This is a genomic window from Paraburkholderia sp. GAS32 (genome assembly GCF_050434225.1).
In the GTDB taxonomy this organism is placed as follows: Bacteria; Pseudomonadota; Gammaproteobacteria; order Burkholderiales; family Burkholderiaceae; genus Paraburkholderia; species Paraburkholderia madseniana.
On record NZ_JBNPVS010000019.1, the window covers coordinates 89,664 to 109,694 of the forward strand.

Here is a 20,031-nt window from a genome sequence, read left to right on the forward strand (position 1 = left end):
CGGCTCAGGCGTCCTTCGCGATCATGTAACCAAGACCGCGCACGTTGCGGATCAGGTCCGCGCCGAGCTTCTTGCGTAGAGCGTGGATGTAGACCTCGACCGTATTGCTGCCGATTTCCTCGCCCCAGCCGTACATTTTTTCTTCGAGCTGGCTCTTTGAAAGCACCGCGCCGGGCCGTGCGATCAACGCTTCGAGCAGGGCGAATTCACGCGCCGACAACGCGACCGGCGCGCCGTCGAGCGTGACCTGATGCGAAGCCGGATCGAGCGTCAGGTTGCCGTGGCGAATCGTCGAATCGCTGCGGCCCGATTGGCGGCGGATCAGCGCGCGCATGCGGGCGCCGAGTTCGTCGAGATCGAAAGGTTTGACGAGGTAGTCGTCCGCGCCGGCGTCGAGGCCTTTGACGCGATCGGCAACCGCGTCGCGCGCGGTGACGATCAGCACCGGAATGGCCTGGCCTTTGGCGCGCAGCGTGCGCAGCACGTCGAGCCCGTCGCGTTTGGGCAGGCCGAGATCGAGCAGCACCAGATCGTAAGGTTGGCTGGCCGCAGCGCTGAGCGCCGCTTCGCCGTCTTCCACCCAGTCGACCGCGAAGCCTTCACCGCGTAGCGCCTTGCGTACACCTTCGGCGATCATCCGGTCGTCTTCGACTAGCAATATGCGCATGGTTGGTACGGTCCTGAAACTTTTGACGATGCCGCATTCTAGCGCCCAGCCCCGACGTGCGCGCCGCGCGACGCTTTTTCACCGCAGCGTGGCGGCATGTCTCTACAATGGGCGCTTTGCGTCGCGCCGCGGTTTTCCGCGCGCCACGCGACGCTTCGACACCCTCTGGATTGCCGCGCGCCACCGCGCCCCGAAATCTTGCTTCTTCGCCTGTCCATGACGCACGCTTTTTTGCCCGCTTTTTTGCACTCTCTCGCACGCCGTGTGGTGCTGCGTCCGCTGCCTTCTCCCGCTGCCGACTCTCTGCCTCGCCGGTTCGCACCGCGCTCGGCGGCGTTGCTGCTTACCTGCGCCGCGCTCGGCTGCGGCGGCGCGGCGTTGCCGCTCACTGCACAGGCGCGCGTCAAGGCCACGCATCCGAGCGTCAACGTCACCACGGTGTTGCCGCAGCCGGTGATGCTCGGCCTGCAGCGCGCGCACGTGCCTTTGTCGTCGATCAGCGTGGTGGTCGAGAAAGTGGGCGACCGCACGCCAATCCTCGCGCTGAACGCCGGCAAGCCGATGATGCCCGCCTCGACGATGAAACTCGTCACCACCTACTCCGGCCTGTCGATCCTCGGCCCGGACTATCGCTGGCGCACGAGCGCCTACGCGGACGGCACGCTCGACGCCAACGGCGTGCTGCACGGCAATCTGTACATCCAGGGCACCGGCGATCCGAAACTCGTGCCCGAAGAACTGATCGACCTCGTGCAGAAGATCCACAAGGCGGGGATCAACGGCATCGACGGCGCGCTGGTGCTCGACAAGCGCTATTTCGACGCCTCCACGCGCGATCTGCCGCCGTTCGACGACGACACCACCGCGCCGTACAACGTCGGCCCCGATCCGCTGCTGTACGCCTTCAAATCGCTGTCGTTCACACTGACGCCTTCGCCGGACGGCAGCGTCGCCATCGACGTGCTGCCCGCGCTCTCGCAGCTACAGATCGACAATCAGATGCACGCCGTCAACGGCCCGTGCCGCGGCGATGCCGCCTCCGTCTCGCCCACCGTCACGCCGCAGCCGAACGGCACCGTGGTGGCGTCGTTCGACGGCGATTACTCGGTGCGCTGCGGTCCGCGCACGATCAACGTCGCGGTGCTCGATCACTCCGCGTTCTTCGCGGGCGGATTCCTCGCCCTGTGGCAGCAAACCGGCGGCACGTTCAGCGGCGCGACCCGCGAAGGCCCGGTACCGGTCGGTGCGCGCCTCGTCGCCACGCACCAAGGGCCGATGCTGTCCGACATCGTGCGCGACATCAACAAGTTCAGTAACAACACGATGGCGCGCAACCTGTTCCTGACGATCGGCGCCACGGAAGAAAAAGCGCCCGCCACGCCCGCGAAATCGGCGCGCGCCATCGAGGAATTTCTGCGCCGCGACAGCGTCGACATGCAATACCTGACGCTCGACAACGGCTCGGGTCTGTCGCGCGACGAGCACGTCACCGCGCTCTCGCTCGCCGATCTGCTGCAGCGGGCCAATGCGAGCCCGGTCGCCCAGGTGTTCGTGGAGTCGCTGCCGATTGCGGGCGTCGACGGTACGATGCGCAACCGCTTGACCAACCAGGGCGCGGGCGGCAACGCGCACATCAAGACCGGCACCCTGCGCGACGTGCGTGCGATCGCCGGTTACGTGGCCTCGTCCGATGGCAACAGCTACGTGGTGGTGAGCCTGATCAACGACCCGCATTCGGAGGCCGCGCGCGCCGCGCACGACGCCTTGCTCGAATGGGTGTATCAGGGACCCTCCCAAGGATTCACGAAGGTCTCAGACTCCGTCGCCCAACCGCGCGGCAGCAAGCCCAGGAAAAACCCGCACAAGCGCGGCGCCCATTGAGGATTCCTTCTATAGAACCCACGCGCCGCAATGCGCCCAAGCGTGTACGCTGTCGGGCAGTGTTTGAGGCGCGCGTAAAACGTTATGCGTAGCGCACGAGCCACGCAGCCGTTACCAAAAGCGTGGCCCAATCAAACGATAACGACAACGTCCGCTGCGGCAAGCGCAGCGGCCAGGGACCACGGAGGAAGACACGATGCAATTCGATGCCGAATTGCTGCTGCTCGCCATGGCGCCAGTCTTTCTCGCATGCATTGGCTGGGAGGCGTGGCACCTGCGGCGCACGCGCCCCGGCGCGCAGCTCTATAGCTGGCGCGACACGTTCTGCAACGCCGCGCTCGCGCTGATGCAGCAAGCCGCCGACAAGCTCGCGTGGCTCGCGATCATCCCCGTCTATGCATTTTTCTACGATCAGTATCGCGTCTATACGTGGCAGGCGAGCTGGGTGTCGTTCGTCGTGCTGTTCGTCGCTCAGGATCTGCTCTATTACTGGTTTCACCGGTGCAGCCACCGCGTGCGCTGGCTGTGGGCCGCGCATGTCGTGCATCACTCGTCGGAGCGGATGAATTTTTCGACCGCATTCCGCCAGAGCCTGATGTATCCGATTGCCGGCATGTGGTTGTTCTGGATTCCGCTCGCCGTGTTCGGCTTTCCGCCGAAGCAGATCGTCGCGATCGTACTGATCAATCTCGGCTTCCAGTTCTTCGTGCACACGCAAGCGATCGGCAAACTCGGCTGGATCGAATACGTGTTCAACACGCCGTCGATTCACCGCGTGCATCACGCACGCAACGACCGCTATATCGACCGCAACTATGCCGGCGTGCTGGTGATCTGGGATCGCCTGTTCGGCAGCTATGTCGAGGAAGATCCGCACGATGCGCCGGTGTACGGCATCGTCGAGCCGCTCCACACGTATAACCCGCTGAAGGCGACGTTTCATGAATGGGCGTCGATGGCCGCCGATTTCGTGAGCGTGCGAGGCTGGCGCAACAAGTGGCGCGCTCTGTTCGCACCGCCCTCATGGGCCGCGGATTATCATGCACGCCGCGCCGCCGGTGCGGGCGCCAGTGTCGCGGCATCCGGCGGCAATACGAGCATTGAAAAAAACCATACGGCCGCGTTTCAAACACCGCGCAGGCCGTAGATGATTCTGTAAGCTGTCGTCACGCCGCCGACGCGGTGGGCGCCGCCTGCAATACATGGCACCAGGGCCACCCATACGAGGAGATGTAGTCAACATGAATCAAACAGCATCGAAGAAACGCAATTTCGTCCGCGTCACGCAGATCGCCATCGCCAGTGCTGCGTTTGCGCTACTCGCGGCTTGCGGCGGCGGCAGCGATAACAACAACAGCTCAAGCAGCACGCCGACGGGCGGCGTGAAATTGCAGGTCGTGTCGTTCGGCGACAGCTTGTCGGATGTGGGCACGTACGCGCCGGTGATTCAGGCGAGCTTCGGCGGTGGCCGCTTCACGACCAACCCGGGCGAAGTGTGGACCCAGAAGGTCGCGGAGTACTACGGCGGCACGTTGACCGCGGCGTATCTGGGCGGCTTCGGTCAACCGCTGGTTGCGGCGGGCGGGTTTGGCTACGCGCAAGGCGGCTCGGACGTCGTCAACGCCCAGGGCATAGGTTGGGCACCGAACAGCATGGCGGCTACGACGGTGCCGGTGGTGACCCAGGTGGCAAACTACCTGGGCGCGCATACAAGCTTCAACTCGAACCAGCTCGTGCTGGTGAACGGCGGCGCGAACGACATCCTCCAGTTCTCGACCGCCGCGAATCTGACGGCGCTCGGTACCGCGCTGCAGACGCAATACCCGCAGCTCGTGCAGGCCGGCAAACTGCCGAACTCGCAGGCAGGCCAGGTAGCGTTCATCGTCGGCTACCTGCAGCAACTGGCCAACCCCCAGGTCGCGCAGGCCGCCACCCAGCTCGCCGCGCAAGTCCAGACCATGGTCAACTCGGGTGCGACCCACGTGGTGGTGTCGACGGTGCCGGACATCGGCAATGCGCCGCTCGGCGTCGCAGCCAACGCGCAGACGCCTGGCACCGCTGCACTGCTATCGGGTATTGCCGCGGCGTATAACTACCTCCTGGTCCAGAACCTAACGGGCCTCGGCCTGCTGGGCACCGGCAAGGTCATCGTGGTCGACGCGTTCACGTGGCTGGATCAGCAGTTGCCGAACTACCAGGCGCTGGGCTTCACGGTGTCCAACACGGGCACGGCGTGTAACGTGAAAGCGATGGTGACCAACGCAACCGCGTACGCCACCGCCAATCCGAGCGCAACGAACGGGCTGACCCCGGCCCAGTACGGCTCCCAGTTCGGCTCGTCGCTGTTCTGCTCACCGCAGACCTACACGGTGGCTGGCGCTGACCAGACTTACATGTTCGCGGACATGCTCCACGCGAGCACGCACTTGAACGCCTTGTTCGCGCAGTTCGTCCAGCAGCAGGTCGCGGCCACCGGGTTGGGGAAATAAGTTGAGGGTGGCCGCGTAGCGGCAGCAGGATGCGAGTTCTGCGAACGCCCGGCTTGCTGGTCAAGCCGGGCATTTTTTTATCTTTGTCGCGCGCGGTACAGCGGTTGAGACGACAAGTTGCAACAACGGATTGTGGCGGCGGCGGTGAGCAAGCCGCACCAACCAGGCAGGTCCTACCCCTGCGCTTCGAATGCAGCCGCGGCCCGGCCGAGCCGATCGTTCACGGCGATCCACTCGATCGTGTCCGGCAACTTCTCGATGAGAATCCGGCTCACATCCGCCCGATCGAGTGCCCTTAGCAGGCCATACAACTCGCGCGCATAAACGTGCGGATCTTCAGGCGCGGCAATGAAATGCACGCCCTCGGCATGAGCCCACTCCCCTGCGCGGGAAGCACGCGCCACCAAGGCCACGCGTTCATCGCCCTGGCGCGCCGCGAGCAAAATCTGCAACGCATCAAAAGGCAGCAAGGCCAACGGCGTACGCGGCGCATAGTGCGCCTTCAACGTCCCCGAAGCGCGCGGTGCCGTTGCATCCGATCCGTCGGGCAGGCGTGGCGCCTCGCCGAGTACGTCGGCGATATCCTGCGGCGTTACGCGCCCCGGCCTCAACAGCGCCGGAAATCCGCGCGACAAATCCAGAATCGTCGATTCGATCCCGACGTCGGATGCGCCGCCGTCCAGCACGTGAATCGCGCTGCCGAACTCGTCGCGCACGTGCTGCGCTGTAGTCGGGCTCACGTGACCAAAACGATTCGCCGACGGCGCAGCCACGCCGCCATGTCCGCCGCGCAACGCACTGAACGCTTCGAGCAAAGCCTGGGCAACCGGATGAGACGGGCAGCGCAAACCCACTGAATCCTGGCCACCGCTCACGGCTGCATTGATCCGCTCAGCACGCTTCAGGATCAACGTGAGGGGCCCCGGCCAGAACGCATCGATCAAACGCTGCGCTTCCGCCGGCAAATGCTCGACCCAGTAGTTCGGATCGCCCTGCGGCGCCAGATGCACGATCACCGGATGATTCGCCGGCCTGCCCTTCGCCGCGTAAATACGCGCAACCGCTTCCGGATTTTCAGCGTCGCCGCCGAGTCCGTAGACCGTCTCCGTGGGGAACGCGACGAGGCCGCCCGCGTCGAGCAGCGCGGCAGCGTGTTCGATCTGCTCGGCGCTCACAGCCAAGACGCTTGCGGCGCCCCCTTCGGCAGGTTTGCTTTGATCCGGCATGATGCTCGCGTCAGCTCGTGATGATATGCAGGAGCCGCGCGCAATCGCGCGCCGACGTGCGGGCTTCTTCGAGTGTCGCGGCCGTGAAGTTCACGTGGCCCATCTTGCGGCCGCAACGTGCTTCTTCCTTGCCGTACAGATGCAAACGCGCCGCCGGCATCGCGGCGACTTCGTGCCACGGCGGTGTGACCGCTGCGCCCTTCGGGCCGCCTGGGAACCAGACGTCGCCGAGGATGTTCAGCATCACCGCCGGCGAATGCTGGCGCGTGTCGCCGAGCGGCATGCCGGTCATGGCGCGGACCTGCTGTTCGAACTGGCTGGTCGCGCAGGCGTCGACGGTGTAATGGCCGGAGTTATGCGGGCGCGGCGCCATTTCGTTGGCGACCAGCGACCCGTCTTCGAGAATGAAGAACTCGACGCACAGCACGCCGACATAGCCGAGCTTGTCCGCGATTTGCAGCGCGGCCTGCTGTGCTTGCTGGACCAGCGTCGGGCTTGCATCCGGCGCGGGCACGATGGTGTGTGAGAGCACGCCGTCGCGATGCGTGTTCTGCGCCAGCGGATACACCACCGACGCGCCGCTCGCCGCGCGCGCGATCAGCGCGGACACTTCGAACTTCAGCGGCAAGCGCTTTTCCAGCACGCACGGAACACCCGCGAGCGACGCATGCGCCTCGCGCACCTCCTCGGCGTTGCGCACGCGGATTTGACCTTTGCCGTCGTAGCCCATGCGTGCAGTCTTCAGAATGCCGGGCAGCACCGCTTCGAGCTTCGCGTCATCGAGCGCGGCCAGCGCGTCCGACGATTCGATCACCACGTGCGGCGCCACCGTCACGCCTGACGACGCGATAAAACGCTTCTCGGCGATCCGGTCCTGGGCCACGGCGACGCAACGGCCGGCCGGGCTCACGAAGGTGGTTTTCGCCATGAAATCGAGGCTCGCCGCCGGCACGTTCTCGAATTCGGTCGACACCGCCGCGCACAGCCGCGCGAGTTCGGTGAGCGACGCTTCGTCGTCGTAAGCCGCACGGATATGGCGGTCGGCGACCGCGCCCGCGGGACTGTTTTCGTCCGGGTCGAGCACGGCAACGCGATAGCCCATTGCCTGAGCGGCAAAACAGAACATGCGGCCGAGCTGGCCGCCACCGACCATGCCAAGCCATGCGCCGGGCAGAATCGGTGAAACCGGTGTGTTGTCTGGGTTCATCTTAGTGGTCGGTCGCGGCCGGGTGCTGCATTCATACAGCAGCATCCAGCCGGGGGTCAGACAGTGGGGACGTCTTAAAAGCAATCAGCCTTGGCGCTTACAGCGCCGGCAGCACCATTGCGTGGGCCGCTTCGTTCTGGCGCACGCGGAACGCCGCCAGCTTTTCCGCATACTCGGCGCTCGTGCCGCTCAGAATCGACACCGCGAACAACGCCGCATTCGCCGCGCCCGCTTCGCCGATTGCAAACGTGGCGACCGGCACGCCTTTGGGCATCTGCACGATCGAATGCAACGAATCGACGCCCTTCAGATACTTGCTCGCCACCGGCACGCCGAGCACCGGCACCGTGGTCTTGGCGGCCAGCATGCCCGGCAGATGCGCCGCGCCGCCCGCACCCGCGATGATCGCGCGAATGCCGCGCTCGCGCGCGCTCTCGGCATACGCAAACATCTCGTCGGGCATGCGGTGCGCGGACACGACTTTGGCCTCATACGGCACGCCGAATTCTTGCAGAATCGCGACGGCGTTCTTCATCACTTCCCAGTCGGAACTGGAACCCATCAGCACGCCGACAACCGGCGCGCCATGCGTATGGGCAGTTTGAGCTTCACTCATGGTACGGCTTCCTTGTTTCTTGAGAGCGCCCCCGACCTGTCGCTTCGCGCCAGGCCCCCCGAGGGGGGTGAGCAAACTTGGGGCGGCCCGGCGTTTTCTCACGCAGTGCAGATATAACCAGGTAAGCGTACTTAAGCGAGCTTGTGTCCGGTCAGGCGTTCGAGCGCTTCCTGGTACTTCTCGCCCGTTTTCGTGACCACGTCGTCCGGCAGCTTCGGTGCGGGCGGCTCTTTCTTCCACGGTTGGGTTTCGAGCCAGTCGCGCACGAACTGCTTGTCGAACGACGGCGGGTTGGTGCCGACCTGATACTGATCAGCCGGCCAGAAGCGCGACGAATCGGCAGTCAGCGCCTCGTCCATCAGATACAGTTGGCCGTGGTTATCCAGACCGAATTCGAACTTCGTATCCGCGATGATGATGCCGCGCGTTGCAGCATAGTCAGCGGCTTCCTTGTACAGCTTGATCGAGATGTCGCGGATCGTGGCCGACAGTTCGGTGCCGATGCGGCGTTCCATCTCGTTGTAAGTGATGTTCTCGTCGTGGTGGCCCATTTCGGCCTTGGCTGCCGGCGTGAAAATCGGCTCAGGCAGCTTTTGTGCGTTCTGCAGGCCCGGCGGCAGTTCCACGCCGCACACCGACCCGGTTGCCTGGTAGTCTTTCCAGCCGCTGCCGGCCAGATAGCCGCGCACCACCGCTTCGACGAGGATCGGCTCGAGGCGCTTCACCACTACCGCACGGCCCTTGACCTGCTCGACTTCGTCAGCCGCCACCACGGATTCGGGCGCCACGCCCGTGAGGTGATTCGGCACCACATGCTTCAGTTTCTCGAACCAGAAGTTCGCCATTTCGTTGAGCACGCGGCCCTTATTCGGAATCGGCTCGCCCATGATGACGTCGAACGCCGACAGACGGTCGGTCGTGACGATCAGCAACTGGTCGTTGCCCACCGCATAGTTGTCGCGGACTTTACCGCGGCCGAGCAGCGGCAGCGAGTGGAGCGTGGATTCGTAAAGGGTAGACATCGTCGTGGTTCGCTAAAAGTGGGGCAAAAAGTGTGACCGGAACAAAAGGGAAACGCCGTTCCCCGGATGATGCGGGAACGGCGATCGAACGACAACCTGGCCAATCAGCCAGATGTAGAGCCTGCTTATAGCTTAGCGGACGACTTGCGCGAGCTCGCCCGATTTGTACTTCTCCGCGATTTTATCAAGCGAAACCGGTTTGATCTTGCCGGCCTGGCCTTCGCAGCCGAATTGCGTAAAGCGCTCGAGACAGATCTTCATCGCGGCTTCGCGCGCCGGCTTCAGGTAGTCGCGCGGATCGAACTTGCCCGGATTGGTCGCCATGTAGCGGCGGATCGCACCAGTGATCGCCAGACGCAGGTCGGTGTCGATATTGACCTTGCGCACACCGTTCCTGATACCTTCCTGAATCTCTGAAACCGGCACGCCGTAGGTTTCCTTCATGTCGCCGCCGAATTCGCGGATTTCCGCGAGCAGTTCCTGCGGCACCGACGACGAACCGTGCATCACCAGGTGCGTATTCGGAATGCGCAGGTGAATTTCCTTGATGCGCTGGATCGACAGGATGTCGCCCGTGGGCTTCTTGCTGAACTTGTACGCGCCGTGCGACGTACCGATCGCGATCGCCAGCGCGTCGCATTGCGTCAGCTTGACGAAGTCGGCAGCCTGCTCCGGATCGGTCAGCAGTTGCTCGCGGGTCATCGTGCCTTCCGCGCCGTGGCCGTCTTCCTTGTCGCCCTTCATGGTTTCCAGCGAACCGAGCACGCCCAGTTCCGCTTCCACCGTGATGCCGATCGAATGCGCCGCTTCAACCACCTTGCGCGAGACTTCGACATTGTATTCGTACGAAGCGACCGTCTTGCCGTCGGCTTCGAGCGAACCGTCCATCATCACGCTGGTGAAACCGCTGCGGATCGCCGCCATACAGACCGCCGGCGACTGGCCGTGATCCTGGTGCATCACAACCGGAATATGCGGGTACGACTCGACCGCTGCTTCGATCAGGTGGCGCAGGAACGGCTCGCCCGCGTACTTACGCGCGCCGGCCGACGCCTGCATGATGACCGGGGCATTGACCTTGTCGGCCGCCGCCATGATCGCCTGCACCTGCTCCAGGTTGTTCACGTTGAATGCCGGAATGCCATAACCGTTTTCGGCGGCATGGTCCAGCAGTTGACGCATTGATACGAGAGGCATGCTTAACTCCTTAGATTGAAACGAATTCTGTGCCGTCGGCATCTTTTAGGGCGATTTTATCGCGAAGCAAGCTGCATACCCGTTCACACATTCCCTAAAGCGCGTCACCTGCGGACCTTTACCGCACGCGCGATTGGAGTCTGTGCGCCGCCTCTCGCGGGGCATGACAGCCTGCTTCACTCAATCAAGCCAGTGCCGATCGAGCAGTCTTCGGTCTACACCGAATCAATACGGCTCGCCAACGCGCACGATCTTCAGCGTATTCGTGCCGCCAGCCTGGCCCATCGGCTCGCCGACGGTCAGCACCACCATGTCGCCGTGCGACGCGTAGCCCTTGCTGACCACGGTTTCCAGCGCCTGCTGCAACGCGGTGTCGCGATCGGTGCTGGTATCCAGATGCAGCGACGTGACGTTGCGGTAGATCGCCATCGCCCGTTCGCTGCCGACCCGCGGCGTGAGCGCGAAAATCGGCACGTGCGTCCAGTGCCGTGACATCCACAGCGCGGTCGAACCCGATTCGGTCAACGCGACGATCGCCTTCGCGCCCAGGTGGTACGCCGTAAACAGCGCGCCCATCGCGATGGACTGGTCGATGCGCGTGAACGTGCGGTCGAGGAAATCCTTGTCCAACTCCGACTGCTCCGACTTCTCAGCTTCGAGGCAGATCGCGGCCATCGTCTCGATGGTCTGCACCGGGTACTTGCCCGCTGCGGATTCGGCCGACAGCATCACCGCGTCCGTGCCGTCCAGCACCGCGTTGGCGACGTCCGACACTTCGGCGCGGGTCGGCACCGGCGCGTAGATCATCGATTCCATCATCTGGGTCGCAGTGATCACGAACTTGTTCGATTCGCGGGCCATACGAATCATGCGCTTTTGCAGCGCGGGAACTGCGGCATTGCCCACTTCCACGGCCAGGTCGCCGCGCGCAACCATGATGCCGTCCGATGCGTCGAGAATGCCTTGCAGTGCCGGAATCGCTTCCGCCCGCTCGATCTTCGCGATCATCTTCGGCTTGATGCCGTAGGGCGCACCCGCAATATTCGCGAGCTGGCGGGCCATTTCCATGTCGGTGGCGTTCTTGGGGAACGATACCGCGACGTAATCCACGCCAAGCGACATGGCCGTGCGGATGTCTTCCATGTCTTTGGCCGTCAGAGCCGGCGCCGTCAGGCCACCGCCCTGACGATTGATGCCCTTGTTGTTCGACAGCTCGCCGCCGACCTTCACGGTGGTGTGGATCTCGCTGCCGAGCACGCGCACGACGTCCAGCACGATCAGGCCGTCGTTGAGCAACAGCACGTCGCCCGGTTTCAGGTCGCGCGGCAGGTCTTTGTAGTCGAGGCCGACGCGATCGTCGTTGCCGAGTTCACATTCGGCGTCGAGGACGAAGGGGTTGCCGGGGACCAGCGTGGTCTTGCCGTTTTCGAATTTGCCGACGCGAATCTTCGGACCTTGCAGGTCGGCCATGATGCCGACTTCGCGGCCGGCCTGGCGGGCCGCCTCGCGCACGAATTCGGCGCGCTGGCGGTGGTCGTCGGCGGTGCCGTGCGAGAAATTGAGCCGCACCACGTCGGCCCCTGCCCGAATCATTTGCAGCAGGATTTCCGGCGTACTGGAAGCCGGTCCGATGGTAGCGACAATCTTGGTGGCGCGATGCATGAGTCTCCTCGTCTGGGTGGGATCGCTGGAATGAGCGCTGCGAGTCGGATGCGGAGGCTGCGCACCGAAGGGTGCTGCTGGGGGCTGCGCGCCGGTTGAAACCAGCGTCGCTTTATGGGGTGAAGCGGTGTTCGATACCGGCACGGGGGGCGCCGGAGGGGGTGCGAGCGTAATCTCGTCGTCCGGGAGTTCTGCGGGCGAGGGGGCGGCTTGTCCGGTGGACAATTCCGCTGCCTCGCTGGCAGTGGTCAACTCCGCGAGCGCGAGGGACAACTCGGATTCCTGCTGCTGCGGGGCCGCGGCTTCAGCCACGGCCGTTGTGGCGGCGGAGCGCGCTTCGCGCTCCCCTGCCGTTGCTGCTGCGGTGTTGCGCGGCTTGCCGCCGCGCGCTTTTGCAGACTTCGCTGAGGGGGAGCGCGTCACCACGTTAAGCCCGCGATTCCAGAACTGCGACAGCGGGTAGTGTCTTGCCCTCGAGGAACTCGAGGAAGGCGCCGCCGCCCGTCGAAATGTAGCTGACCTTGTCGTGGATGCCGTACTTGGCAATCGCCGCGAGCGTATCGCCGCCGCCTGCAATCGAGAACGCCGACGATTTGGCGATCGCGTCAGCCAGCGTCTTCGTACCGTTGCCGAACTGATCGAATTCGAACACGCCGACCGGACCGTTCCACACGATCGTGCCGGCTTTTTCCAGTTGTGCGGCGAGCACCTTGGCGGTTTCCGGTCCGATGTCGAGGATCATGTCGTCGTCTTCTACATCGGCGACAGCCTTCACTTCAGCCTTGGCAGTCGGCGAGAATTCTTTCGCCGTCACCACGTCGGTCGGGATCGGCACCGAGGCGCCGCGGGCTTTCGCTGCGTCGATGATGGCCTTGGCTTCGGCGACCAGATCGGCTTCGGCGAGCGACTTGCCGATCTTCAGGCCGGCCGCCAGCATGAACGTATTGGCGATGCCGCCGCCGACGATCAGCTGATCGACCTTGTCGGCCAGCGACTTCAGAATGGTCAGCTTGGTGGACACCTTCGAGCCGGCGACGATCGCCACCAGCGGACGCTTCGGCGCGCCCAGCGCCTTGCCGAGCGCTTCGAGCTCTGCCGCCAGCAGCGGGCCGGCGCAAGCGATCGGCGCGTATTTGGCGATGCCGTGCGTGGTGGCTTCGGCGCGGTGCGCAGTGCCGAATGCGTCGTTCACGTAGACGTCGCAGAGCTTCGCCATTTTCTGCGCGAGCTCGTCGGAATCCTTCTTTTCGCCCTTGTTGACGCGGCAGTTTTCCAGCAGCACGAGCTGGCCCGGCGCGACGTTCACGCCGTTTTCGACCCAGTTGGCGACCAGCGGCACATCACGGCCAAGCAGCTCGGCCAGGCGCTTCGCGACCGGCGCAAGCGAATCTTCCGGCTTGAACTCGCCTTCGATCGGGCGGCCCAGGTGCGACGTGACCATCACGGCGGCACCTGCGTCCAGCGCGGCCTTGATCGCCGGCACGGAAGCGCGGATGCGGGTGTCTTCGGTGATGTTGCCTTGATCGTCCTGCGGCACGTTCAGATCGGCGCGGATGAACACGCGTTTGCCGGACAGCTTGCCTTCGGCGATCAGATCGGAGAGACGCAATACCTTGTTCATGGGCGTGTATGTGCGAGTTGATGGGAAGGCGGTGGCGGACGACGCGCTGGACCTCAAGCGCGGCAAACTCCAGCGCTTCGGCACGGCAGCGGCTCCACTGAGTCGGGCGCCGGCGGCAAAGCCGCGGCTGTCGCGCCATGCAGCGGCGCGCTTATCCCGGAAACAGCCATTTTAACTGATCCACACGGCCTTCTGACCCGCAACCAGGCGAATGTCCCGTATTTGAAGAATGCGTCGCGCATGTCGCGGTGCAGCATTTTCGATCCAATCAATTACATGAAGAGGCGCAAGAGCGTGAACACGGCCATTCCCACCACAATCGTGCCAAGCATGGTGCGCCGCCACATAAACCACGCCAGACCGGACAGCGTCGCGTAAAACTCGTGATTCGAGGGCGCGAACGAGAGCCCCTCCGGCGTCGCCAGCACATCGGGCAGCACGACGGCGGCAAGCGCCGCAGCCGGCGCATAGCGCAGCATCCGCTGCACGCGCTCCGGCAAAACCGTGCGCTCGCCGCCGATTAGAAACATCGCGCGTGTCACCGCGGTGACGAAGGTCATGCCGATAATGGCCAGCCAGATCTGCGTGGATGTCATTGGGAATCTCCGGCGCTGTTACGGATGCGGCGCAAGTCGGCGCGCTCGACCATCAGATCGGCCGCGCTGCCCGCGACAATCGCCGCAATCACCGCGAGCGGCAGCGCGAGCCGGTACGGCAGGTCGAAAGCAAGCAGAGACACCAGGCCGGCGATGCTGACCGCGACCAGCGTGGAGCGCGTGGCGATCGCCGACACCATGATGGGCAGCAGCGCCAGCGTGCCCGCCAGCGCGAGGCCCCAGTTATCCGGAATCAGGCTTGCCAGCAGAATGCCGACGATCGACGAGACCTGCCACGACAACCAACTGCACATCGCCATGCCCCAGAAGTACGCCTCCTTGCCCGGCACGTAACCGGTCTGGAAGCTCTTCTTCTGGAACAGCAGATAGATCACGTCGCCGTTGAAGTAGCCGAGCACGATGCGGCGCCACATCGGCAGATAGGAAAAATGCGGCGCGAGACCAGCGCTGAAGATCACGAAACGCGTATTGACCATCGCGGCGGTGAGCAGCACGGTCCAGATCGGCAGCTTGGCGGCCAGCAACGGCAGCACGGCCAGTTGCGACGACCCGGCGTAGCAAAGCAGCGACATGGTGAGCGCCTGCGGCAGCGTGAGCACGGACTTGCTCATTGCGATTCCGGTGACGAGACCCCAGGAGAAGATCGCCATCAGCGTGGGCGAATAGTCGCGCGCGCCCTCACGGAAGGAACGGCGATCGGTATCTGACAAGCGAGCGAGCATGAGGCGAAACGCGGGCGCCAAGCGGCGGCGCAACGAAGGGAGGTCGGCGCCAGGTCGTCAAGCACCCGCTGGCGCATCCGGATTTGAATTATGCGTGCGCCGAATTATAGCGCCCGGCATGCGGCCAAATGCCCGTTCCTTGTGCAAAAGACGCTAAAATAACGCTCTTTCACCGCACCGCTGGAGAATCGTATGTCAATGGCCGATCGCGACGGCAAGATCTGGATGGATGGCAAGCTCATCGACTGGCGCGACGCCAAGATCCACGTGCTTACCCACACGTTGCATTACGGCATGGGCGTTTTTGAAGGCGTACGCGCCTACAAGACGGCTGACGGCGGCACGGCGATTTTCCGCCTCCAGGAACATACCAAGCGTCTCCTGAATTCGGCCAAGATCTTCCAGATGGACGTGCCGTTCGACCACGAAACGCTGGCCGCGGCACAATGCGAAGTGGTCCGCGAAAACAAGCTGGAATCCTGCTATCTGCGCCCGATCATCTGGGTCGGCTCGGAAAAGCTCGGCGTGTCGGCCAAGGGCAACACGATCCACGTGGCGATCGCCGCCTGGCCGTGGGGCGCTTACCTCGGCGAAGACGGTATCGCCAAGGGCATCCGCGTGAAGACCTCGTCGTTCACGCGCCATCACGTGAACGTGTCGATGGTCCGCGCCAAGGCGTCGGGCTGGTACGTGAACTCGATCCTCGCCAACCAGGAAGCGATTGCCGACGGTTACGACGAAGCGCTGCTGCTGGACGTGGACGGCTATGTGTCGGAAGGCTCCGGCGAGAACTTCTTCCTCGTGAACAACGGCAAGCTGTACACACCGGACCTGGCGTCGTGCCTCGACGGCATCACGCGCGACACGGTCATCACGCTGGCGCGCGACGCGGGCATCCAGGTGATCGAAAAGCGCATCACGCGCGACGAGGTCTATACCTGCGACGAAGCGTTCTTCACCGGCACCGCCGCGGAAGTCACGCCGATCCGCGAGCTCGACAACCGCACGATCGGCTCCGGCGCACGCGGCCCGATCACCGAGAAGCTGCAATCCGGCTTCTTCGATATCGTGAACGGCAAGAGCGACAAGTACGCGCACTGGCTCACCAAGATCTAACGCGCGCTGCGCCGGCCCAAGGCCCTCGGCCTTTTGCCGGCGCAACGCACGCACCCTGCATACAACGAGAAAGTCCCCATGAGCGAAATCAAGGAAATGCCGCTGGTCGAATTGTCGGCGAAGGATCTGCCGGCGTACTGCCCGAACCCGGCCATGCCGCGCTGGAGCGCGCATCCGCGCGTCTTTATCGACGTCACGCACGGCGAAGCGAAATGCCCGTACTGCAGCACGCGTTACAAGCTGCGCGACGGCGAAGTGGTCAAGGGTCACTGATCTTGAGCACTGCGCACTGAGCGCTGATCGTTTGCGGCGCTCTTTGCTGGCGCACCTGCTGGCTGGTTCGTCATGTGACGGACCGGCTGAGCTTTTGCAGCAGGTGGCGGCAACGCAATCGCTTCGCAGCAACGCCGCAGCCGCGGCGGGACCAGTCATGCCGGATCCGCGCCGCAAGGCTCGCGGCTTTTCCCCTTTTACCCAATCGAAGGCCACGCGCATGGTTCGCGCGGCGCTTCGTTTCGACACCGGACACCCACTCTGATGCGTCGCGCGTTGGTTATCGCACCGAACTGGATCGGTGACGCATTGATGGCGCAGCCGCTGTTTGCGCGCCTCGTGAAATTGCATCCGCGCATCGTGATCGACGCGGTCGCACCCTCGTGGGTCGCGCCCGTACTCGAACGCATGCCCGAGATCCGCGACGTCTACGCAACCGACCTCGCGCACGGCAAGCTGCAGATGCTGCGCCGCTGGCAACTGGCGAGCGACTTGCGCGATGTCGGCTACGACGCGGCCTATGTCTTGCCGAATTCGCTCAAGTCGGCGCTGATTCCGTGGATGGCGGGCATTCCGCTGCGCATCGGCTACACCGGCGAGAGCCGCTACGGCTTGCTGAACGTGCGCCACGGGAATCCGCGCAAAGATGAACGCCCGCCGATGGTCGGCCACTACGCCGCCCTCGCCTACGCGCAAGGCGCCAAGGTCCCCGACGACCTGCCGATGCCGCGGCTCGACGCGGATCTGAACGAAGCGTCGCGGGTCTCGGCGCGCTTCAATCTGGATACCCGTGTGCCGCTGCTAGTGTTCTGCCCGGGTGCCGAGTACGGTCCGGCCAAGCGATGGCCGCCCGAGCATTTCGCATCGCTCGCGCAGATCGTCGGCCAGTCGTTCCCCTACACGCAGATCGTCGCGCTCGGCTCGCCGAAAGACGCGCCGCTTGCCCAGGCCATCGCCGAAAAAGCGCCGAACGTGCGTAACCTGTGCGGCCAGACCGCGCTGAGCGAGGCCTGCGCGCTGATCTCGCGGGCCAACGCCGTCGTCACCAACGATTCCGGCCTGATGCACGTGGCCGCCGCGTTGCGCCGGCCGCTGGTGGCCGTGTACGGTTCGACCGATCCGCGCCACACGCCGCCCTTGTCCGAGCTCGCGAAGGTACAATGGCTTCATCTCGAATGCAGCCCCTGTTTTCAGCGCGAGTGTCCGCTCGGGCATCTGAACTGCCTGAAGCAGTTGAGTGCCGAGCAGGTGTTCGGCGATTTGCGCGGCATGTTGCTTGCGCAACGTTGAACCAAACTGATTCGGCTGATACTTGCACGCAACACCGCACGCCCTGAGCGCGTCGCGTCATGTTCGCGCCTTGCGGCGCGGGCATCCTCGCGCTTGGGTGCGATTGTCCGGTGCTCCGGACTGTCCCGCTGACCGCTGCCCCGCAACCGCGCGCCGCGCACAAGAGACTGACGAGCCATGCCACGTTTTGCCCATATCTTCGAAGCCGCCGCCGATACGCTGAACGCCTATTACCAGGCCATCGCCGAGGTGAATATCGACAGCTTGATGGGCCTGTGGATCGATGAGGAATTCGTCAGTTGCATCTGCGCCGACGGCTCCCATCTGCACGGCCTCGACAGCATTCGGGCCGGCTTGCAAATCCAGCTCGAAACCTCGCCCGTTTCGATTGAACCGCTCGATATTCGCGTCTACGACAGCCTTGGCACCGTCGTCTACGCCATTGCCGAAGCGCACCGCCCGGCCGATCCGAAGGCGGCGCCCACGATGGTGTTCACCACTTACGTGATGGTCCACGAGCGCGGCGAATGGCGAATTGCGCATATTCACGCGAGTCCGATGCCGAACGAGGCCGCCAGTCAGTTCGCGACCAAGATGCGGCATGGCCAGGGGTCGCTGCACTGACGCCCGACGGGCGTTTCGCCTGTTCGGCCCGTTTCACCGGTTCTACCTTTTTGCTTTGACGCTGGTATGAGCACGCCCCGCAGGAAGTCACCCGTCCCGAACGAAGTCTCCCTGGGGGATTGGGAGACGACGCTCCATCACTCCGCCTCTACCGGCGCAGCACGCGCCACGGCCGCTGTCGAGGCCACCGTCGAGCTGCTCTACCGCGCACCGCTCTGGCTGCCGAACCGGCATGTGCAAACCATTGTCCCGGCGCTGTTTGCGCGCCGCCCGGTGATCGCGTTCCGGCGCGAACGCTGGGATACGCCGGATGGCGATTTCATCGATCTCGATTGGGTGGTGCATGACGGCACGCCTGCCTCAGCGCTCGCCCCTGCCACGCCCGCCAGGATTCCTGCAGACGACGCACCGCTGTTCGTGCTGTTTCACGGCCTCGAAGGCAGTTCCATGTCGCACTACGCCGCCACGTTGATGGCGGCCGCGCGCGAGTACGGCTGGCACGGCGTGGTGCCGCACTTTCGTAGCTGCAGCGGGCCATTGAACCGCTTGCCGCGTTTCTATCATCTCGCCGACAGCAACGAAGTCGACTGGATCCTGCGGCGCTTGCGCGCCACGCATCGCGGGCCAATCGTGGCGGCGGGCGTGTCGCTCGGCGGCAATGTGCTGTTGCGCTGGCTCGGCGAGCGGCGCGAAGATGCGTCGCCGGTGCTCGCGGCCGCCGCGGCGATTTCGACGCCGATCGACGTGCACGCCGGCGGCCGTGCGTTGTCGCAGGGCTTCGGCATGATCTACACGCGCAGTTTCCTGAAGACGCTGAAGCAGAAGGCCGAGCAGAAGCTGACGCAATTTCCGGGACTGTTCGACCGCGACACCATGCTGGCGAGCCGCACAATGTACGACTTCGACAACGTGGTGACAGCGCCGCTGCACGGCTTTCGCGATACTAACGACTACTGGAGCCGCGCGACCACACGACCGTTGCTGCCCGGGATCGCAGTGCCGACTCTGGTGCTGAATGCGCGCAACGACCCGTTCTTGCCGGCCGAAGCGTTACCGGCAAGGCACGAGGTGTCGGCGGCGGTAGAACTCGATCAACCCGAACACGGCGGTCACGCCGGCTTTATGACCGGGCCGTTTCCGGGCCGCATCGACTGGTTGTCGCGGCGCGTGCTCGGCTATCTGGAGCAGTACGTCGATCATGGATGACATCGTCAAGCAGGCCTTGGCCAAATGGCCGAACGTGCCGAGTTGCACCGGATGGTTGATGTTGGACCGGCGCGGTAACTGGCGCATGCGGGATGAGGCCGCCCAGGCCAGCGGTACGCCAGGTACGGCGATCCGGCACGAGGCGTTGCTCGGGTTTATCAACCGGAATTACGACGCCGACGAACGCGGGCAGTGGTTTTTCCAGAACGGCCCGCAGCGGGTGTATGTCGAGTTGGGCTATACGCCGTGGGTGGTGAGGTTGTCAGCCGATGCCGCTGGCGTGCTTTCCTTGACGGACCAGGCCGGCGGCGCTTTCGAGCCAACGGCCGTGTTTGTCGACGATGAAGGTGGGATTCTGTTCGTCGATGGCTCGACGCCGCCGAGAGTCGCGGTTTTGCACGATCATGACCTCGAGGTTTTTTCCGACCACGCAGCGTTGGGCGATGACTCGATGAGCGGGGCGTTTCGCTGGAACAATGGGGTTGTGTTGCCCTTGCAGGGCGTGCAGCGAAGTGAGGTTGCCGCGCGGTTTGGGTTTGTCGATAGTCCGGCGGCACACGTCTAGGTCGTTTGCCTGCTTATTTATCGCCTGGTT

General features: G+C 64.1%; 19 protein-coding genes. 9 read left to right on the top strand and 10 right to left on the bottom strand.

Features of this window, described 5'->3' with window-relative positions; translation table 11 throughout:
* Positions 1–4 precede the first annotated feature (4 nt).
* Complete coding sequence (locus P3T25_RS22855) at positions 5–667, bottom strand: response regulator (RefSeq protein ID WP_054034404.1); 663 nt, start codon at positions 665–667, stop codon at positions 5–7.
* Positions 668–883: 216 nt separating this feature from the next.
* Here P3T25_RS22855 and dacB point away from each other — a divergent pair, with 216 nt between their 5' ends.
* From dacB to P3T25_RS22870, 3 genes are all read left to right on the top strand, one after another.
* Positions 884–2,548, top strand: a complete 1,665-nt coding sequence (gene dacB / locus P3T25_RS22860) for a D-alanyl-D-alanine carboxypeptidase/D-alanyl-D-alanine endopeptidase (protein WP_429359007.1) — start codon at positions 884–886, stop codon at positions 2,546–2,548.
* A 196-nt stretch (positions 2,549–2,744) separates the two neighbouring features.
* On the top strand, positions 2,745–3,695 hold the full coding sequence (locus P3T25_RS22865) for a sterol desaturase family protein (RefSeq protein ID WP_429359008.1): 951 nt from the start codon (positions 2,745–2,747) through the stop codon (positions 3,693–3,695).
* Positions 3,696–3,789: 94 nt separating this feature from the next.
* Complete coding sequence (locus P3T25_RS22870) at positions 3,790–5,037, top strand: SGNH/GDSL hydrolase family protein (protein WP_429359009.1); 1,248 nt, start codon at positions 3,790–3,792, stop codon at positions 5,035–5,037.
* A gap of 173 nt (positions 5,038–5,210) precedes the next feature.
* On the opposite strand, the gene P3T25_RS22875 is transcribed toward P3T25_RS22870, so the two are convergent.
* The 9 genes from P3T25_RS22875 to P3T25_RS22915 form a co-directional block, all read right to left on the bottom strand.
* The gene (locus P3T25_RS22875; RefSeq protein WP_429359010.1) at positions 5,211–6,263 is read right to left on the bottom strand and encodes an L-threonylcarbamoyladenylate synthase; all 1,053 of its coding nucleotides are present in this window, start codon (positions 6,261–6,263) and stop codon (positions 5,211–5,213) included.
* A 10-nt stretch (positions 6,264–6,273) separates the two neighbouring features.
* A complete protein-coding gene (locus tag P3T25_RS22880) occupies positions 6,274–7,470 on the bottom strand; it encodes a 5-(carboxyamino)imidazole ribonucleotide synthase (protein ID WP_429359011.1) in 1,197 nt (398 codons plus the stop codon).
* Positions 7,471–7,567: 97 nt separating this feature from the next.
* A complete protein-coding gene (gene purE, locus P3T25_RS22885) occupies positions 7,568–8,086 on the bottom strand; it encodes a 5-(carboxyamino)imidazole ribonucleotide mutase (protein WP_029968172.1) in 519 nt (172 codons plus the stop codon).
* Between the two features lie 131 nt (positions 8,087–8,217).
* Positions 8,218–9,108 (bottom strand): phosphoribosylaminoimidazolesuccinocarboxamide synthase, encoded by an 891-nt coding sequence (locus tag P3T25_RS22890; protein WP_028196245.1) that lies wholly within the window; start codon positions 9,106–9,108, stop codon positions 8,218–8,220.
* Positions 9,109–9,240: 132 nt separating this feature from the next.
* Positions 9,241–10,305, bottom strand: a complete 1,065-nt coding sequence (gene fba / locus P3T25_RS22895) for a class II fructose-bisphosphate aldolase (protein WP_429359012.1) — start codon at positions 10,303–10,305, stop codon at positions 9,241–9,243.
* A gap of 225 nt (positions 10,306–10,530) precedes the next feature.
* Positions 10,531–11,967 carry a pyruvate kinase gene (pyk, locus tag P3T25_RS22900; RefSeq protein ID WP_154558671.1) on the bottom strand — a complete coding sequence of 479 codons (1,437 nt, stop codon included), beginning with the start codon at positions 11,965–11,967 and terminating at the stop codon, positions 10,531–10,533.
* A 427-nt stretch (positions 11,968–12,394) separates the two neighbouring features.
* A complete protein-coding gene (locus P3T25_RS22905; RefSeq protein WP_266261151.1) occupies positions 12,395–13,588 on the bottom strand; it encodes a phosphoglycerate kinase in 1,194 nt (397 codons plus the stop codon).
* A 272-nt stretch (positions 13,589–13,860) separates the two neighbouring features.
* Complete coding sequence (locus tag P3T25_RS22910; RefSeq protein WP_154558673.1) at positions 13,861–14,184, bottom strand: AzlD domain-containing protein; 324 nt, start codon at positions 14,182–14,184, stop codon at positions 13,861–13,863.
* Positions 14,181–14,927 (bottom strand): AzlC family ABC transporter permease, encoded by a 747-nt coding sequence (locus tag P3T25_RS22915; protein ID WP_266261152.1) that lies wholly within the window; start codon positions 14,925–14,927, stop codon positions 14,181–14,183. Before P3T25_RS22915 ends, P3T25_RS22910 begins: the two co-directional genes overlap by 4 nt.
* A 192-nt stretch (positions 14,928–15,119) precedes the next feature.
* Between P3T25_RS22915 and P3T25_RS22920 the strand changes: the two genes are divergently transcribed.
* The 6 genes from P3T25_RS22920 to P3T25_RS22945 all read left to right on the top strand — a co-directional run bounded on the left by P3T25_RS22920 (position 15,120) and on the right by P3T25_RS22945 (position 20,001).
* Positions 15,120–16,043: a branched-chain amino acid transaminase gene (locus P3T25_RS22920; RefSeq protein WP_097390330.1), complete on the top strand. Its 924-nt coding sequence runs from the start codon at positions 15,120–15,122 to the stop codon at positions 16,041–16,043.
* Positions 16,044–16,121: 78 nt separating this feature from the next.
* Positions 16,122–16,316, top strand: coding sequence for a zinc-finger domain-containing protein (locus P3T25_RS22925; RefSeq protein WP_007180502.1), 195 nt, complete (start codon positions 16,122–16,124; stop codon positions 16,314–16,316).
* Between the two features lie 264 nt (positions 16,317–16,580).
* Positions 16,581–17,606: a lipopolysaccharide heptosyltransferase II gene (gene waaF / locus P3T25_RS22930; protein ID WP_154558675.1), complete on the top strand. Its 1,026-nt coding sequence runs from the start codon at positions 16,581–16,583 to the stop codon at positions 17,604–17,606.
* 177 nt (positions 17,607–17,783) lie between these two features.
* The gene (locus tag P3T25_RS22935) at positions 17,784–18,230 is read left to right on the top strand and encodes a nuclear transport factor 2 family protein (RefSeq protein WP_154558676.1); all 447 of its coding nucleotides are present in this window, start codon (positions 17,784–17,786) and stop codon (positions 18,228–18,230) included.
* A gap of 66 nt (positions 18,231–18,296) precedes the next feature.
* Entirely contained in the window at positions 18,297–19,436 is a 1,140-nt protein-coding gene (locus P3T25_RS22940; RefSeq protein WP_429359013.1) for a hydrolase, read from the top strand.
* Positions 19,429–20,001 (top strand): DUF2946 family protein, encoded by a 573-nt coding sequence (locus P3T25_RS22945; protein WP_429359014.1) that lies wholly within the window; start codon positions 19,429–19,431, stop codon positions 19,999–20,001. Before P3T25_RS22940 ends, P3T25_RS22945 begins: the two co-directional genes overlap by 8 nt.
* Positions 20,002–20,031 lie beyond the last annotated feature (30 nt).

Excerpts from the sequence above, each read along its gene's own strand:
- P3T25_RS22920 (WP_097390330.1), top strand. The coding sequence starts at position 15,120 with ATGTCAATGGCCGATCGCGACGGCAAGATCTGGATGGATGGCAAGCTC.
- P3T25_RS22855 (WP_054034404.1), bottom strand. The coding sequence starts at position 667 with ATGCGCATATTGCTAGTCGAAGACGACCGGATGATCGCCGAAGGTGTA.
- fba (WP_429359012.1), bottom strand. The coding sequence starts at position 10,305 with ATGCCTCTCGTATCAATGCGTCAACTGCTGGACCATGCCGCCGAAAAC.
- dacB (WP_429359007.1), top strand. The coding sequence starts at position 884 with ATGACGCACGCTTTTTTGCCCGCTTTTTTGCACTCTCTCGCACGCCGT.
- P3T25_RS22935 (WP_154558676.1), top strand. The coding sequence starts at position 17,784 with ATGCCACGTTTTGCCCATATCTTCGAAGCCGCCGCCGATACGCTGAAC.
- P3T25_RS22890 (WP_028196245.1), bottom strand. The coding sequence starts at position 9,108 with ATGTCTACCCTTTACGAATCCACGCTCCACTCGCTGCCGCTGCTCGGC.
- purE (WP_029968172.1), bottom strand. The coding sequence starts at position 8,086 with ATGAGTGAAGCTCAAACTGCCCATACGCATGGCGCGCCGGTTGTCGGC.
- P3T25_RS22945 (WP_429359014.1), top strand. The coding sequence starts at position 19,429 with ATGGATGACATCGTCAAGCAGGCCTTGGCCAAATGGCCGAACGTGCCG.
- P3T25_RS22870 (WP_429359009.1), top strand. The coding sequence starts at position 3,790 with ATGAATCAAACAGCATCGAAGAAACGCAATTTCGTCCGCGTCACGCAG.
- P3T25_RS22925 (WP_007180502.1), top strand. The coding sequence starts at position 16,122 with ATGAGCGAAATCAAGGAAATGCCGCTGGTCGAATTGTCGGCGAAGGAT.
- pyk (WP_154558671.1), bottom strand. The coding sequence starts at position 11,967 with ATGCATCGCGCCACCAAGATTGTCGCTACCATCGGACCGGCTTCCAGT.
- waaF (WP_154558675.1), top strand. The coding sequence starts at position 16,581 with ATGCGTCGCGCGTTGGTTATCGCACCGAACTGGATCGGTGACGCATTG.
- P3T25_RS22915 (WP_266261152.1), bottom strand. The coding sequence starts at position 14,927 with ATGCTCGCTCGCTTGTCAGATACCGATCGCCGTTCCTTCCGTGAGGGC.
- P3T25_RS22910 (WP_154558673.1), bottom strand. The coding sequence starts at position 14,184 with ATGACATCCACGCAGATCTGGCTGGCCATTATCGGCATGACCTTCGTC.
- P3T25_RS22880 (WP_429359011.1), bottom strand. The coding sequence starts at position 7,470 with ATGAACCCAGACAACACACCGGTTTCACCGATTCTGCCCGGCGCATGG.
- P3T25_RS22905 (WP_266261151.1), bottom strand. The coding sequence starts at position 13,588 with ATGAACAAGGTATTGCGTCTCTCCGATCTGATCGCCGAAGGCAAGCTG.
- P3T25_RS22940 (WP_429359013.1), top strand. The coding sequence starts at position 18,297 with ATGAGCACGCCCCGCAGGAAGTCACCCGTCCCGAACGAAGTCTCCCTG.
- P3T25_RS22875 (WP_429359010.1), bottom strand. The coding sequence starts at position 6,263 with ATGCCGGATCAAAGCAAACCTGCCGAAGGGGGCGCCGCAAGCGTCTTG.
- P3T25_RS22865 (WP_429359008.1), top strand. The coding sequence starts at position 2,745 with ATGCAATTCGATGCCGAATTGCTGCTGCTCGCCATGGCGCCAGTCTTT.